Annotated in this window: 17 protein-coding genes; 10 read left to right on the forward strand and 7 right to left on the reverse strand. The window is 62.1% G+C overall.

Features of this window, described 5'->3' with window-relative positions:
- Positions 1 to 28: 28 nt before the first annotated feature.
- From ACLM45_RS04965 to ACLM45_RS04975, 3 genes are read right to left on the reverse strand one after another with little or no spacing between them, the layout of a single operon-like run.
- Entirely contained in the window at positions 29 to 991 is a 963-nt protein-coding gene (locus ACLM45_RS04965) for an NAD(P)H-binding protein (protein ID WP_415410910.1), read from the reverse strand.
- A gap of 54 nt (positions 992 to 1,045) precedes the next feature.
- Positions 1,046 to 1,144, reverse strand: a complete 99-nt coding sequence (petM, locus tag ACLM45_RS04970; RefSeq protein ID WP_006041817.1) for a cytochrome b6-f complex subunit PetM — start codon at positions 1,142 to 1,144, stop codon at positions 1,046 to 1,048.
- A gap of 39 nt (positions 1,145 to 1,183) precedes the next feature.
- Positions 1,184 to 2,407, reverse strand: coding sequence for a N2,N2-dimethylguanosine tRNA methyltransferase (locus ACLM45_RS04975; protein WP_415410912.1), 1,224 nt, complete (start codon positions 2,405 to 2,407; stop codon positions 1,184 to 1,186).
- Between ACLM45_RS04975 and ACLM45_RS04980 the strand changes: the two genes are divergently transcribed.
- Together ACLM45_RS04980 and ilvN are read left to right on the forward strand one after the other, a co-directional pair.
- Positions 2,349 to 3,329, forward strand: coding sequence for an alpha/beta fold hydrolase (locus ACLM45_RS04980; protein ID WP_415410913.1), 981 nt, complete (start codon positions 2,349 to 2,351; stop codon positions 3,327 to 3,329). The two genes, ACLM45_RS04975 and ACLM45_RS04980, sit on opposite strands and share 59 nt — an antisense overlap.
- Positions 3,326 to 3,856, forward strand: coding sequence for an acetolactate synthase small subunit (gene ilvN, locus ACLM45_RS04985; RefSeq protein WP_006041820.1), 531 nt, complete (start codon positions 3,326 to 3,328; stop codon positions 3,854 to 3,856). Before ACLM45_RS04980 ends, ilvN begins: the two co-directional genes overlap by 4 nt.
- A gap of 17 nt (positions 3,857 to 3,873) precedes the next feature.
- On the opposite strand, the gene ACLM45_RS04990 is transcribed toward ilvN, so the two are convergent.
- Together ACLM45_RS04990 and ACLM45_RS04995 are read right to left on the reverse strand one after the other, a co-directional pair.
- Positions 3,874 to 4,560 (reverse strand): peptidylprolyl isomerase, encoded by a 687-nt coding sequence (locus ACLM45_RS04990; RefSeq protein WP_415410914.1) that lies wholly within the window; start codon positions 4,558 to 4,560, stop codon positions 3,874 to 3,876.
- Between the two features lie 7 nt (positions 4,561 to 4,567).
- Positions 4,568 to 5,104: a photosystem I assembly protein Ycf4 gene (locus ACLM45_RS04995; protein ID WP_415410915.1), complete on the reverse strand. Its 537-nt coding sequence runs from the start codon at positions 5,102 to 5,104 to the stop codon at positions 4,568 to 4,570.
- A gap of 221 nt (positions 5,105 to 5,325) precedes the next feature.
- Between ACLM45_RS04995 and psbD the strand changes: the two genes are divergently transcribed.
- From psbD to ACLM45_RS05010, 3 genes are all read left to right on the forward strand, one after another.
- The gene (psbD, locus tag ACLM45_RS05000; RefSeq protein ID WP_006041823.1) at positions 5,326 to 6,381 is read left to right on the forward strand and encodes a photosystem II D2 protein (photosystem q(a) protein); all 1,056 of its coding nucleotides are present in this window, start codon (positions 5,326 to 5,328) and stop codon (positions 6,379 to 6,381) included.
- Entirely contained in the window at positions 6,365 to 7,753 is a 1,389-nt protein-coding gene (gene psbC / locus ACLM45_RS05005; protein WP_006041824.1) for a photosystem II reaction center protein CP43, read from the forward strand. The genes psbD and psbC overlap by 17 nt, the downstream gene beginning before the upstream one ends.
- A gap of 126 nt (positions 7,754 to 7,879) precedes the next feature.
- Positions 7,880 to 8,206, forward strand: a complete 327-nt coding sequence (locus tag ACLM45_RS05010; RefSeq protein WP_415410916.1) for a hypothetical protein — start codon at positions 7,880 to 7,882, stop codon at positions 8,204 to 8,206.
- 137 nt (positions 8,207 to 8,343) lie between these two features.
- Here ACLM45_RS05010 and ACLM45_RS05015 read toward each other — a convergent pair whose 3' ends face one another.
- Both ACLM45_RS05015 and ACLM45_RS05020 read right to left on the reverse strand, forming a co-directional pair.
- On the reverse strand, positions 8,344 to 8,604 hold the full coding sequence (locus ACLM45_RS05015) for a hypothetical protein (protein WP_415410917.1): 261 nt from the start codon (positions 8,602 to 8,604) through the stop codon (positions 8,344 to 8,346).
- A 75-nt stretch (positions 8,605 to 8,679) separates the two neighbouring features.
- Complete coding sequence (locus ACLM45_RS05020; RefSeq protein ID WP_415410919.1) at positions 8,680 to 9,255, reverse strand: Maf family protein; 576 nt, start codon at positions 9,253 to 9,255, stop codon at positions 8,680 to 8,682.
- Positions 9,256 to 9,303: 48 nt separating this feature from the next.
- Here ACLM45_RS05020 and ACLM45_RS05025 point away from each other — a divergent pair, with 48 nt between their 5' ends.
- From ACLM45_RS05025 to ACLM45_RS05045, 5 genes are all read left to right on the forward strand, one after another.
- A complete protein-coding gene (locus ACLM45_RS05025) occupies positions 9,304 to 9,690 on the forward strand; it encodes an Npun_F0494 family protein (protein WP_038004418.1) in 387 nt (128 codons plus the stop codon).
- A gap of 91 nt (positions 9,691 to 9,781) precedes the next feature.
- Entirely contained in the window at positions 9,782 to 11,263 is a 1,482-nt protein-coding gene (locus ACLM45_RS05030) for a cobyric acid synthase (protein ID WP_415411361.1), read from the forward strand.
- A gap of 8 nt (positions 11,264 to 11,271) precedes the next feature.
- Positions 11,272 to 11,523, forward strand: coding sequence for a 2Fe-2S iron-sulfur cluster-binding protein (locus tag ACLM45_RS05035; RefSeq protein ID WP_006041830.1), 252 nt, complete (start codon positions 11,272 to 11,274; stop codon positions 11,521 to 11,523).
- The gene (locus ACLM45_RS05040; RefSeq protein ID WP_415410921.1) at positions 11,520 to 12,722 is read left to right on the forward strand and encodes a chloride channel protein; all 1,203 of its coding nucleotides are present in this window, start codon (positions 11,520 to 11,522) and stop codon (positions 12,720 to 12,722) included. Before ACLM45_RS05035 ends, ACLM45_RS05040 begins: the two co-directional genes overlap by 4 nt.
- Positions 12,723 to 13,595, forward strand: a complete 873-nt coding sequence (locus tag ACLM45_RS05045) for an EamA family transporter (protein WP_006041832.1) — start codon at positions 12,723 to 12,725, stop codon at positions 13,593 to 13,595. It begins immediately after the preceding gene.
- Positions 13,596 to 13,639 lie beyond the last annotated feature (44 nt).

Below are 13,639 nucleotides of genomic sequence, written 5' to 3' on the forward strand. Positions count from 1 at the left end.
TCAACCACTCACAAGCAGGTATAGGTCTTCAGAACGGAAGCTTCTTCTTGGCGTCCTTGTCGAGATCCGCCTCCATGGCACGCAGGCGCTTAAGAATCGTGTCGTAGTACTCCCGGATGTACTCCTCAAGGCCGGTCACCTCCGACGCATCGATACCAAAGTGGCTGTAGCTGGACTCCATCGGTGCGTCGAGGGCACCACCGCCACCGGTGACTTCAGCGAAGGCCAAACGCTCCGCCACATTCACGGCAGGCTCGAAAAAGGAGCAAGCACCTTCCATTAACCGCATCAGAACGGGGGGAACTCGGAACACGCGAGCTGACTTCCCGGAGGCGAGCTCACAGAGCTGAACCACCTCGCCTGTATTCCAGGCTTTCGGGCCGACGACAGGGAAACTGCCGCGCACCGTCTCCGCGTGATCCAGAGCAGCCACTGCGAAGCGGGCCATGTCCTGGGTGTTCATGTAGGCAATCGGCGTGGGACTGCCGCTCACCCAGACGGTCTGGCTCTCCAACACCGGGATGGCGAACTGACTGATCACCCCCTGCATGAAAGCGGCACCCTGGAGGATGGTGTAGTCGAAATCTGACTCCTTGAGCAGCTTCTCGGTGCAGTATTTGATGTCCATAAGCGGCACATCACGATGCTTCTCTGCACCCAGCAATGAGAGGAACACAAACCGCTTAACCTCCGCGCGTTCGCAGGCTCTGAGCAAGTTGAGTTTGCCGTCCCAGTCGGTGACATAAACGCTCTGGGGATCGTTAGGGCGGCTGGTGGCCGCATCGATCACGGCATCCACCCCATCGAGGGCGTAATCGAGGCTGGCTGGCTCGAGCAGATCCCCGCGGGTCAGCTCACACCCCCACTCCTGCAGAAAAGGAGCTTTGCGCGGAGAACGCACCATGCAGCGCACTTCGTGCCCTTGATCTAAGGCACGACGGGCAATCTGCCTGCCCAGGGTTCCCGTTCCACCAACCACCAGAACCTGCATGGGGCTCGCTCTTCCAAGGCAGGAGCCTAAGGGGCGTTCAACCTTCTTTGAGGGTCAATCCTTCTGAAGCTTCAAGAGAAGGGCACCTCCGGCCAGACCCACAGGAATCAGCACCCAGAACACCACTGCAATGCCGAAAATCTCCGAAGCCATGGGGATGTGTTCACAATCAACACCTATTAAAAGCTGCCCTCAGGCCAGATCGGCACACCGTTGTAACAACACCTTCCATGGCGCATCCGTGCGCAGCTGCCCAGCCATCACGCCACTGACACCAGCCTGATAACCGACATCCTGCAATGACTGCACAAGCCTGTGCAGAGAAGGGGGGCCGGCGAGCCCCAAACGATGCGCCAGTTCATCGGTGGACCAGCAACACACCGGCAGCCCCGGATCCCCCTGCAAGCGTTCGAGAAGCCGACGGCTGGGGGGCGTCAGAGTCTGCGGCATGGCTTCGCTCAGGGTGAGCAGCTCCTGCAACAGCGCCGGGGACTGCAATGGACCCAGCCAGAGCGGGCCCGACACGGCCCATCGCCCAGTGTCAGGCAGGCAGGCACAGGCGCGTAAGCCGCTGAGCTTCAGCACAGGCTGAACGGTTTGATCGCCACAGTGTTCACAACGGGCGAGGAGGCCCAGGTTGCCTTCTTCATTAGAGGCAACACGCCTATGCAGGCGAACGGCCAACCGGAAGGTTCGGCCATCACTGAAGCAAGCCAGCGGTTCAAGCCCTCGCCCCAACATCCAGGCCTCCCGCGCCAAAGCCGCGAGCTGCAGCCGCAAGGCCAACTCCCAGCTGGATGGATGAGCGCGTGCCGCCGCCGCAAACCGCCGCACCGCAGCCAAGCGGTCATGGCCTGTCGGCGAGCGACCATCGGTGCTGGCCAGGATCAACACCCCTCCGAAACGCAGCACCGAAAGCACCGACTGCAGAAGCCCGTTCGGGCAACCAAAAGCATCCAGATCGATCAGATCGAAGCGGCGCTGATCGAGATAAGCCTGCCGCAGCAAACGTTCTGCAGGCTGCTGGGTGAGCATGAGGTCAACGCCGGCATGGCCAGACAGAGGCTTGAGATTCGCCTGGAGGTGGTCCATCCGCTCGGGATCGGCATCATTCAGCCAGAGCACGAGGGGGTGCGGCGTCTGGGGCGCGCTTTCCAGCCCCCAGCGCAGGCCACGGATGCCGCAACCAGCCATCAGGTCCAGCCAGTGCTGAGGGCCCTTGGCCCTGGAGGCCTGATAGGCGGCCAGCAGCACAGACAGGTCCCTGGATGGACGGGACTGCGCCCGGAAGAAGCCTGATCCCGTCTGCAAACAGGCAGCGCCTTCGCGATAGTGAGAATCCTGGAAGTCCAGTCGCGTGTCTGCATCCACATTCCAGCCTGCCTCCACCGGTGCTGACTGGGGCGATGCGGCCACCTGGACATGGAAAGGATTCCAATGTCACTGGCGCGTCCTCGGCGCCAGAAGCGCCCCCGCCGTTGTGCTGCTGCATGGCTTTGGCGCTAGCAGCAGCCACTGGCGCCACAACGCCGGCCCACTCGCAGACGCTGGGTACCGCGTGTATGGCTTGGATCTGATCGGCTTCGGCCGCTCCGATCAGCCCGGCTTACAGAGCCGGATGGCCCTCGATAACCGCCTATGGGGACGACAACTGACCGCCTTTCTCGAACAGGTGGTGCAGTCGCCAGCGGTGCTGGTGGGCAACTCTCTGGGCGGTCTAACCGCTCTCACCACAGCAGTGCTGGCCCCACGACTGGTGGCTGCGGTGGTCGCCGCCCCACTGCCGGACCCAGCCCTGCTCAACCCGGTTGCCATGCGGCAGAAGCGAGAAGCGAGGCGACTCAAGCGCGCCATCGTGACGGTGCTGTGCAGGTTGCTGCCACTGGAGCTTTTGGTGCCACTGATCAGTCGCACGCCACTGCTCAAGGCAGGTCTGCAGGGGGCGTATCACCGGCCGATCGGCATGGACAGGGAACTGCAGCGCCTGATCGCTTTGCCGGCGCGACGCCTCACGGCACCCAGAGCACTGCGGGCGATGAGCGTCGGCATGGCCCTTCGTCCGAAAGGTGCCACGGCACCGGCTCTGCTGCAGCAGCTGCGCCAGAGCCCGCAGCCCCCACCGATGCTGTTGCTCTGGGGGCGTGAAGACCGCTTTGTGCCGTTGCCCATTGGTGAGCGTGTGCAGAACGAACACCCCTGGATCGAGCTCAAGGTGGTGGAGAACAGTGGCCACTGCCCCCATGACGAAACCCCCGAACTGTTTCATCAGGAGCTGCTGCACTGGCTGGACCGTAATTTGGGACACGAACACGCATCTGGGATCGAGCAACAGGCATGAAGCACACCCTGTCGGTTCTGGTGGAAGACGAATCCGGTGCCCTCAGCCGCATTGCTGGTTTGTTCGCCCGCAGGGGCTTCAATATCGACAGCCTGGCCGTGGGACCCGCGGAAGCAGACGGACGTTCGCGGCTGACGATGGTGGTAGAGGGTGATCAGCAGACCCTCCAGCAGATGACCAAACAGCTGGACAAGCTGGTGAATGTTCTGCAAGTGCTTGATCTGTCCCAGCGACCAGCGGTGGAACGGGAGCTGATGCTGATGAAGGTGACAGCGCCAGCCAGCCAACGCAGTGCCATCCTTGAGCTGGTGCAGGTCTTCCGGGCCAAGGTGGTGGACGTGGCGGACGACGCGCTCACCCTGGAGGTTGTTGGCGATCCAGGGAAACTGGTTGCCCTGGAGCGATTGATGGGTCCCTACGGCATTCAGGAAATCGCTCGCACCGGCAAGGTCGCCTTGGAGCGAGCCTCGGGGGTGAACACTGAACTGCTGAAAGCGTCGATCTCAGGAGGGCGAGTTCCCGCCTGAGAAGCACTGGATGCTGGTCAAAGACCAGGGGTTAGCAGGGTGGCTTTGATGATCATGTCATCTTGACGAATGGCATCCACCACCTCCATGCCATCGGTAACCCGGCCAAAGACGGCGTAACGACCATCCAGCTCAGGCAAGGGTTTCAAGGCGATATAGAACTGAGCACTGGCCGAATCTGGAGACTGGGATCGGGCCATGGCCAGGGCACCGCGGTCATGACTGAGCTTCAGCTGCAGCAGTTCACTGGGGTTGCTCACCACCCGCCCATAGCGAGGTTGATCCTCCCCCTCAAACGCCACTTCCAGGGGAATGAATCGGGCCTGCCCGCTCTCAGGATCGATAAAGCTGCCGGTGCCGTACTGAGCCTTTGGCGTTTGAGGATTGCTCGAGGCAGGATCGCCGCCTTGAACCACGAACGGAACAGGATCCCTGACGACCCGATGGAACACGGTGCCGTTGTAGATGCCGCGTTTAACAAGATCAGCGAAATTACCGGCGGTGACTGGCGCCGCATCGCCATCCAGCTCAAACGTGATCGTGCCGCGACTGGTCTCCATCGCAACGCTGGCCTTGCCCTGAAGACAGGGACTCGAAGCCTGCACACAGCCATCTGGAACGGAGGCGGTGGTGGTGGCACAACTCACCAGTAGAGGAACGCAGAGCGCCAGGGTGATCAGAGCGCGCAATGAACGGTGGAACATGGTGAGTTCAGAGTCCCTCGAGATTCACGCCCAGAAACCGGGCGAGTTCGGCTCCATCCTGCTCCAACTGGGCGAGGGGAAGGGGTTCACCCACGCGGGTGAGGGGCATGTCACGCCGGCCCTGAACGCGCAATGAAACGCGCCTGCGCGTGTTGAAACCATCGCGCACTTCCACCTTCACAGCCTGAACATCCTTCAGCGGAATTTCCACACTGATCGGCTTGCGAAACCCGCGACGGGAGATAGTGATCACTCCGGCCCGCTTATCGAAGCGATTGGAACCTGAGCCCACATCAATGGCAATCACGGCCCACAGATAGGTCGCTAAAAGAGCAGCAGCAATGCTGTAGAGCCCCATCACCAATCCCTGAGGGACGAACACCAATCCAGCCGGATGCCCAAGGGGCAGCAGGTCCCTGCCGAGATAGCTGGACAGGGAAGCGAACAGAAAGCCAACGCCGCCGATGGTGACCATCACGGCGACCAAAACGTTGGACAGACGGCGCGAGCCCAGCACCGGCTGTTCGAGCAGATCAGCGGCCATCGAAGCCTGGAAACAGTGCTTATTGTGAACGGTCGAGCCTCAGTGTTGACGAGACGCCATAGCACTGCCACGAAAGGCCCTGAAAAATCGAAAGAAAGCCCGAAGAAACGCTCCGATACAACGGATTTCAGCTGCAAGCAATCATCCCCGCAGAGCCCGTTGAGATTGTTAAGGTCGCCTGGTATCCCACAGCCTGCGGTTAACCGCACCGTTCTCCTCTCATGACGATCGCTGTAGGACGCGCGCCTCAGCGGGGATGGTTCGACGTCCTCGATGACTGGCTCAAGCGCGACCGCTTCGTTTTTGTCGGCTGGTCCGGCATTCTTCTCTTTCCCACGGCCTACCTGGCCATCGGTGGCTGGCTCACAGGCACCACTTTTGTTACCTCCTGGTACACCCACGGCATTGCCTCCTCGTACCTGGAAGGTTGCAACTTCCTGACCGCTGCTGTCTCCACCCCCGCTGATGCGATGGGACACAGCCTGCTGCTGCTCTGGGGCCCTGAAGCCCAAGGCGACTTCGTTCGCTGGTGTCAGCTCGGCGGTCTCTGGGCCTTTGTGGCTCTGCACGGTGCCTTCGCCCTGATCGGCTTCATGCTGCGTCAGTTCGAGATTGCTCGTCTCGTCGGCATCCGTCCTTACAACGCCATCGCCTTCTCCGGCCCGATTGCGGTGTTTGTCAGTGTCTTCCTGATGTACCCCCTCGGTCAGAGCAGCTGGTTCTTTGCGCCCTCCTTCGGTGTGGCCGCAATCTTCCGCTTCCTCCTCTTCCTCCAGGGCTTCCACAACTGGACCCTGAATCCCTTCCACATGATGGGCGTGGCCGGCATCCTCGGCGGCGCACTGCTTTGCGCCATTCACGGTGCCACCGTGGAAAACACCCTGTTTGAGGACGGTGAGCAGGCCAACACCTTCAAGGCGTTCGAGCCCACTCAGGAAGAAGAGACCTATTCGATGGTCACCGCCAACCGCTTCTGGAGCCAGATCTTCGGAATCGCTTTCTCCAACAAGCGCTGGCTGCACTTCTTCATGCTGTTTGTGCCTGTGATGGGCCTGTGGACCAGCTCCATCGGCATCATCGGCCTGGCCCTCAACCTGCGTGCCTACGACTTCGTGTCGCAGGAGATCCGCGCTGCAGAAGATCCCGAATTCGAGACCTTCTACACCAAGAACATCCTTCTCAATGAAGGTCTGCGTGCCTGGATGGCACCGGCTGACCAGCCGCACGAAAACTTCGTCTTCCCTGAAGAGGTTCTGCCCCGTGGAAACGCCCTTTAATTCCGGTCTTATCGCCACTGGCGGTAAAGACCTCGACTCCACCGGCTATGCCTGGTGGTCTGGAAACGCCCGTCTCATCAACCTGTCCGGCCGTCTGCTGGGTGCCCACGTGGCCCACGCGGGTCTGATGGTGTTCTGGGCCGGCGCCATGATGCTGTTCGAGGTGAGCCACTTCACCTTTGATAAGCCCATGTATGAACAGGGTCTGATCCTGTTCCCCCACGTCGCAACACTTGGTTACGGCGTGGGTCCTGGTGGTGAGGTCACCGATCTCTACCCCTTTTTCGTGGTAGGTGTGCTGCACCTGATCAGCTCCGCTGTGCTCGGCCTCGGCGGTCTCTATCACGCCCTGCGTGGCCCCGAGATCCTCGAGAACTACTCCTCGTTCTTCTCCCAGGACTGGCGTGACAAGAACCAGATGACCAACATCATTGGTTATCACTTGATCCTTCTAGGTGTCGGTTGCCTGCTGCTGGTCTTCAAGGCCATGTTCTTCGGCGGCGTTTACGACACCTGGGCTCCGGGCGGTGGTGATGTGCGTCTGATCACCAACCCAACGCTTGATCCCGGTGTGATCTTTGGTTATCTGTTCCGCGCCCCCTTCGGTGGCGAGGGCTGGATCATCGGTGTGAACTCCATGGAGGACATCATCGGTGGCCACATCTGGCTGGGTCTGACCCTGATCTTCGGTGGCATCTGGCACGTGATCACCAAGCCTTTCGGCTGGGTGCGTCGCGCCTTCATCTGGAACGGTGAGGCCTACCTGAGCTACAGCCTTGGAGCTCTGAGCTTCATGAGCTTCATTGCTTCGGCTTACATCTGGTTTAACAACACCGCTTACCCCTCCGAGTTCTACGGCCCCACCAACGCTGAGTCATCCCAGGCCCAGAGCTTCACTTTCCTCGTGCGTGACCAACGCCTGGGCGCCAATATCGGTTCGGCCATGGGCCCCACCGGTCTTGGTAAGTACCTGATGCGCTCCCCAACCGGTGAGATCATCTTCGGTGGTGAAACCATGCGTTTCTGGGACTTCCGTGGTCCTTGGCTGGAGCCCCTGCGTGGCCCCAATGGCCTGAGCCTCGACAAGCTGCAGAACGACATCCAGCCTTGGCAGGTGCGTCGTGCCGCTGAGTACATGACTCACGCTCCCAACGCTTCCCTCAACTCTGTGGGCGGCATCATCACCGAGCCCAACTCGGTGAACTTCGTGAACATCCGCCAATGGCTGGCTGCCACGCAATTCATCCTCGCCTTCTTCTTCTTGATCGGTCACCTCTGGCATGCGGGCCGCGCCCGCGCTGCCGCTGCTGGCTTCGAAAAAGGTATCGACCGTCAGGCCGAGCCCACACTGGCTATGCCCGACCTCGACTGATCCACGGATTGATCCCCAACGATCGTCAACCCACCCTCGCCGGAAGGCGGGGGTTTTTTTATTGCACCGATCGGGCCAGGGTCACGGGGGCTGAGCAAGGGTGAGTCAGCGCAATGGAAAAAACTGTTGGGTCCTAACTCCGTTGATCTCGGCATCGGCTTCCGTGACGGACAGCAGCGGAAAAGCGCGCTCGCGATCAGACAGCCGGGCCTCAAGACCCTTGTTGCCCTTGCCGTCGGAGACGATCTCCTACCCAACTGGATGATCACTGAACGCCATCCCGGGGCCAAGACCAGCGATGCAGACATTCGCTCAAACGTTCCCCTTGACCACAGAGCTGGCTGGGGTCGTCAAGACGTTGAAGGCACGCCAAAGATCTTGACCTGGGCCAATTCGGACTTACCAACGGAAAGCGTCCATCCCTTTTTGGACGCCTTGAGCATTCGACATTGAATCCGGGCATGCCATATCCGGATAATTTGTTGGAGGCTGCTGCCAACGAAGGATTCACCACGGTCAACAGCAACGCCAGTTAAGCCACCAGCGCTGCTTTGAACGATCGGCGAAAACAGCGCAACATGGACGAGCGATCAGAAACTCATGTCCAGCAGGCCATACCCCTTGGGCGGCTGATTCCGCTGCACCGCCGGGTCTGGCAGGCGGAATCCCTCCGCTGAGCGACTCCAGTCGTCACTGGATTCAGTGAAATAAGCCTGTTCAGCATCCAGCACCATGGACTCATCAGCCTGATCCGTGGCGCTGATGGCGAGTGGCTCCATGGCGGAAGCACTCAGGGTGAGGGAGCCAGACAGGAGCAGCACGCCGAGTCCGGGGAGCAAAAAACGATGCATGGCCAAAGGTGTGAGGAGGGCCTGCTTTTGCTTTAGCTACGGCAAAAGAAAAATGGCAACGCAGCCCATTGACGGTCAAGATCCCTGCGGTAACCAGCAACGCAACAGCGGCAAACTGAGGCCGATCACGTTGGAGTAACAGCCGTCGAGGCGCTCAATCACGCAGCCACCCCGCCCTTCCAACGCAAATCCTCCGGCGCATTGCAACGGTTCACCACTGCTCACGTAGGCGTCGATCTCCGCATCACTCAGATCAGCAAACAACACCCGCGTGGTCACGCATTGGCATTGGCTGGAAATCTCGCTCGCTTGCGAGGTCGCGATCAAACAGTGCCCGGTGTGCAAGTCGCCCCAATGGCCCCGCATCCTTTGCCACCGAGCTTTGGCTTCCTCGGCATCGGCGGGTTTGCCGAACACCTCGCCTTCAAACGCCAGCACGGAGTCACACCCCAACACGGCATGGATCGTTGGATCCGTCAGCTGGGCATGCACCGCTGCGGCCTTGGCCTCAGCCAACAGGCATACGAGGTGTGCTGGCTGGGGATGCTGGATGCCGTCTTCATCCACCCCACTCACCTGCACACGATGGGGGATGCAGGCCTGCTCCAGCAGACGACGGCGGGCCGGGGACGCGGAAGCCAGCAGAAGCATGGGGCCTCAGAGAACGCTGCAGACCCCGAGAATGACAGCGTCAGCAGCATGCGCGTGATCGCCCAGGACCCCAGCGAACTCACCCAGCACGCCCTGCGGCGAGCCCGGCAGGCCGTGCGCTGCCTGCCATTTCGGCGCAGCTTCTACCGGCTCCTGGAAGAGAGCGCCCAAAGCAGCAAGGAGCTGGCCAATCGCCCCGACTGGCGTGTGAACACCTCGCAGCGGCTGGGAGCAGGAGAAACCGAAACGTTGCTCATCTGGCTGATCCAGCTGGGCGTGCTGCGGCGTGAAGTGGATGGTCAGGGGCTCACCGAGCGGGTGAGAATCACGCCGCTGGGCAGGGATGTTCTGGCTGACTGGCCTGAGGTGATTCCTGCTGCCGACCCGCTGAGTCGGGTGATGCACTGGTGCCGGCGTCGCCGCCCGCGCTGGTGAGAGTCGCTCGATCCCCAGACGCGCTGCGATGCTTCGCTGCAGCACCCTCCTCGAGGCAGCCGTGAGCCAAGCGCGAACCCACACCCCGCTGATGGTGCTCGGCACCAGCAGTGGAGCAGGGAAATCGCTGATGACTGCAGCCCTATGCCGGGTGCTGAAACGGCGCGGAGAAACCCCACTTCCCTTCAAAGGGCAGAACATGAGCAACAACGCCTGGGTGGACCCAGGTGGCGGAGAAATGGCCTACTCCCAGGCACTGCAGGCCTGGGCCGCAGGAAGAGAACCCGAATGCGCCATGAATCCGGTGTTGCTCAAACCCCAGGGCGACAGCACAAGCGAGGTGATCCACCTGGGCCGTTCGGTGGGCACCTGCCGCGCCGAGCACTACTACCGCGACTGGTTCCGTCCGGGCTGGGCTGCCATCCGACAGGGATTACACACCCTGCAAGAGCAGCACCCCGAGGGGCGGCTGGTGCTCGAGGGAGCCGGCAGTCCCGTGGAAGTGAACCTTCAGGCGCGCGACCTCACGAACCTGCGCCTGGCTCAATACCTGCGGGCCCGTTGCCTCCTGGTGGCCGACATCGAACGCGGCGGGGTGTTCGCCCAGATCGTGGGGACCCTGGCTTTGCTCAGGCCCGTGGAGCGTCCCCTGATTGGCGGCTTACTGATCAACCGCTTCCGCGGTCGCCGTGAACTGTTCGATGAAGGTCGGCGCTGGCTCGAGCAACACTCCGGCATCCCCGTGCTGGGGGTGATGCCTTGGCTGGATGAACTGTTTCCACCGGAAGATTCCCTCGACCTGCTCGAGCGCCGCGGCCGTAAACGCGGTGCCGAGCTGGAGATCGCTGTGCTGAAGCTGCCATCGCTCAGCAATTTCTCCGACCTCGATCCCCTGGAAGCAGAGCCAACGGTGCAGCTGCGCTGGGTGGAACCTGGCGAGCCCCTGGGAACACCCGATGCGGTGGTGATTCCCGGCAGCAAGCAGACCCTTCGTGATCTGGATCGCCTACACAGCAGCGGACTGGGCAGCGCCGTGCAGCGCTTTGCCCGTTCAGGCGGTGCCGTCTTCGGAGTCTGCGGCGGCATGCAGATGCTCGGCAGGGAACTGGAGGATCCCGATGGACTGGAAGGCCAGGGTCCGGCCAGCAGCAGCGCTGTGGCTGGCCTCGGACTCCTGCCCTTGCGAACACGCTTCGGTGGCGAGAAAGCCCTACGCCATCGGCAGAGCAACGTGCACTGGCCCGTTCACCAACCCAATCTCAGCGTGGAGGGATTCGAGCTCCATCGCGGCCACACGCAAGCACTCGAACCCTGCAGCCCCCTTTGCGAGGACCCAGCACTCGGTTGGGTGGCCGACTGCGGAGACCAGGGAGGCATCGCCGCTGGCACCTATCTCCATGGCATTTTCGACAACGGCCCCTGGCGGCGCCGCTGGCTGAATCAGCTGCGCATCCGACGGGGCCTCGAGCTGCTCAGTGAACAGCAGCCGCACCACAGCCGCCAACGGGATGCCCTTCTCGATCGCCTCGCCGATGCCTTTGAAACCCATGTGAACCTGGAGCCGCTGCTGTGAAATCCGGTATGCCCTCGGAATCGTTGATGGTGTCCATTCAGTGGCCGGACGGACGGCGTAGCCATTGCCCAAAGGGCGAGGACTGGCTTGCCGCCGCCAGGAGCGCAGGCGTTCACATCCCCACCGGCTGCCTTGGCGGAAGTTGCGGCGCCTGCGAAATCGAAGTGAACGGCACCGTGGTGAGGGCCTGCATCAGCACCGTGCCGGCCCCGGCCACTGGTCAACTCACGGTGGAACTGGCCACTGACCCCCACTGGTGACAGACCCTCCACACTCACCCCGCCACACCCTTCTGCGGGGCAGCTTGAGGGCCCTGCTGGCAGGAGCGGCCGGCGGAGCCCTGGCGGCTGTTGTGGTGAAAGTTGTCCTGATCCTGCAGGAATGGGTCTGGGGTTCAGCAGTGCTTGAGGGTCTGCCCTCGGAGCGTTCCCTGCGCTGGTGCCTGCTCTGGTGCAGTGGAATCGGCCTGGCCATCAGCCTGCTGCAACGGCACCGGCCCTCCAGCGCCCTGCCTGAACTGGCGCAGACCCTGACGGAGCTGCGCCGGCCCGATGGCCTTCAGACCAGCGAGGGGTCACGCCAGCTGCTCGGAGGAGGTCTGGCGTTAATCGGCGGCGGCACCCTCGGTCCGGAAGCGCTGATGACCCGCTTGATTGCTGTGGCCAGCCATCGCGTCTGGAGGGGCACCGACCGTGACCTGGTGGCTGCGGCGATGGCAGGAACGTTGGGCTTGTTCCACTCCCCCCTCGTGGGAGGGGCAGCGCTGGCTGGCAAGCGCTGGCAGCTGCTCTGGCGCTGGTTGCCAGGCACCCTCGGCGGAGTGGCTGGCTTCGTGGTGTTCAGAGGATTGAGCGACCTGGGCGGCGGCCTGCGCGGCGTGCCCTACGACTGGCCAGTGGATCAAGAGCAGTGGTTCGGGGCACTGGTCGCTGCAGTTCTGGCAGGTCTCGTGGGCTGCTGCATCGGTGTGCTGCTGGGCCATTGGCGCCATTGGCTGCGGTCGCTGTCCCTGCAGGAACGCTTCTGGTTCACCCCGGTGCTAACCGGTCTGATCCTTGGCTTCAGCCTCTGGGCCCTGCCGCTGTCTGTGTTCTCTGGAGAGAACCAGCTCAAGCCCCTGGTGCTCGGCGCCTGGTCGCTGAGCACTGGCGTGCTGCTGCTGTCAGCGCTCTTCAAGCTGCTGTTGGTGGGCCTCTGCCTGGAAACTGGCTGGAAAGGGGGGCAATTCTTCCCTGTGATCCTGGCCAGCAGTGCCCTGGGCATGGGGCTGCATGAATGCCTGCCTTGTCTCGGAGGCCTGCAGAGCTGGAGTTCCGGCGTTGTGGGCGGCAGCTTGTCCGTTCTGCTCAACTCACCAGTCCTGGGATTGATGCTTGGCCTCACACTCCTTCAAGGCCATGGAGCCGGAGCACTTGTGATCGGCCTTCTCGTAGGCCAGCTGATCCAACGCAAACGCTGAATGGGTGTTCTTGCTGGACTCTTCGCAGCATTGGCCTGGACCCTGGCCAGCAGCCTCTGGCGCGGACTGGTGACCTCCCTGAGCGCACTGCAGCTCAATGGCCTCAAAAACGCCATCGCCTGCATGGCGCTGCTGCCCGTGCTGATCAGCCTCCCCTGGACACACGAAGTCCCCGGATTGTTGCTGCTGCTGCTCAGTGGCGGCATCGGGATCTCGCTGGGGGACAGCTTTTACCTGGCTGCATTGCGGCGTTTGGGAACACGCCGCACCCTCACTCTCGAATCACTCTCTCCTCTGGCAGCGGCCAGCGGTGGTCTGCTGGTGATGGGGGAACGGCTCTCAAGCCAGGCTTGGCTCGGCACAGTCATGGTCACTGTGTCCGTGGTGTTGGTGGCCCGGCAACAACCGCCGGATGACACCAGCCGAAACGACCGGAGCACTCGCGAACAGATCATCGGGCTGACGTTGGCCCTGGCGGCGGTGATCTGCGGTGTGACAGGAGCGGCGGTCTCCCGCAACGTTCTGATGACCACGGATCTGAGCCCGATCCAAAGCGCCTCCGCCAGGCTGCTCGGCGGCTTGCTGCTGCTGCTTCCCTGGTTGCGTTTCCATACGGCGTTTCCGCAGCCCCGACCAAAGATCGCCCGTTGGCCTCGGGTGCTGCTGGCCACCGGGCTGGGCACCGTTCTGGGGATCCTTCTGCAGCAGGTGGTACTGCAACAGCTGCCTCTTGGTGTTGGCATCACAGTGCTCAGCACCGCACCGGTGATGGCGCTGTTGGTGGCCCGTGCAGAAGGCGATCATCCGCTCGCCGCTGGATGGCTGGCCTCGGCGCTGGCGGTGGTAGGGGTGGCTCTCGCCGTTAGGGGTTAAGCCCCTACGGTTTTTGCACCAGACGATTGAGTAGTGAAGCCGAT

This window comes from Synechococcus sp. A10-1-5-9, assembly GCF_047716785.1.
Classification (GTDB): Bacteria; Cyanobacteriota; Cyanobacteriia; order PCC-6307; family Cyanobiaceae; genus Synechococcus_C.

Bases quoted from the DNA above. Each gene is read 5' to 3' on its own strand.
- ACLM45_RS04965 (WP_415410910.1), bottom strand. From the start codon at position 991: ATGCAGGTTCTGGTGGTTGGTGGAACGGGAACCCTGGGCAGGCAGATT.
- petM (WP_006041817.1), bottom strand. From the start codon at position 1,144: ATGGCTTCGGAGATTTTCGGCATTGCAGTGGTGTTCTGGGTGCTGATT.
- ilvN (WP_006041820.1), top strand. From the start codon at position 3,326: ATGAAGCACACCCTGTCGGTTCTGGTGGAAGACGAATCCGGTGCCCTC.
- ACLM45_RS04990 (WP_415410914.1), bottom strand. From the start codon at position 4,560: ATGTTCCACCGTTCATTGCGCGCTCTGATCACCCTGGCGCTCTGCGTT.
- ACLM45_RS04995 (WP_415410915.1), bottom strand. From the start codon at position 5,104: ATGGCCGCTGATCTGCTCGAACAGCCGGTGCTGGGCTCGCGCCGTCTG.
- psbD (WP_006041823.1), top strand. From the start codon at position 5,326: ATGACGATCGCTGTAGGACGCGCGCCTCAGCGGGGATGGTTCGACGTC.
- ACLM45_RS05015 (WP_415410917.1), bottom strand. From the start codon at position 8,604: ATGCATCGTTTTTTGCTCCCCGGACTCGGCGTGCTGCTCCTGTCTGGC.
- ACLM45_RS05020 (WP_415410919.1), bottom strand. From the start codon at position 9,255: ATGCTTCTGCTGGCTTCCGCGTCCCCGGCCCGCCGTCGTCTGCTGGAG.
- ACLM45_RS05025 (WP_038004418.1), top strand. From the start codon at position 9,304: ATGCGCGTGATCGCCCAGGACCCCAGCGAACTCACCCAGCACGCCCTG.
- ACLM45_RS05030 (WP_415411361.1), top strand. From the start codon at position 9,782: ATGGTGCTCGGCACCAGCAGTGGAGCAGGGAAATCGCTGATGACTGCA.
- ACLM45_RS05035 (WP_006041830.1), top strand. From the start codon at position 11,272: ATGCCCTCGGAATCGTTGATGGTGTCCATTCAGTGGCCGGACGGACGG.
- ACLM45_RS05045 (WP_006041832.1), top strand. From the start codon at position 12,723: ATGGGTGTTCTTGCTGGACTCTTCGCAGCATTGGCCTGGACCCTGGCC.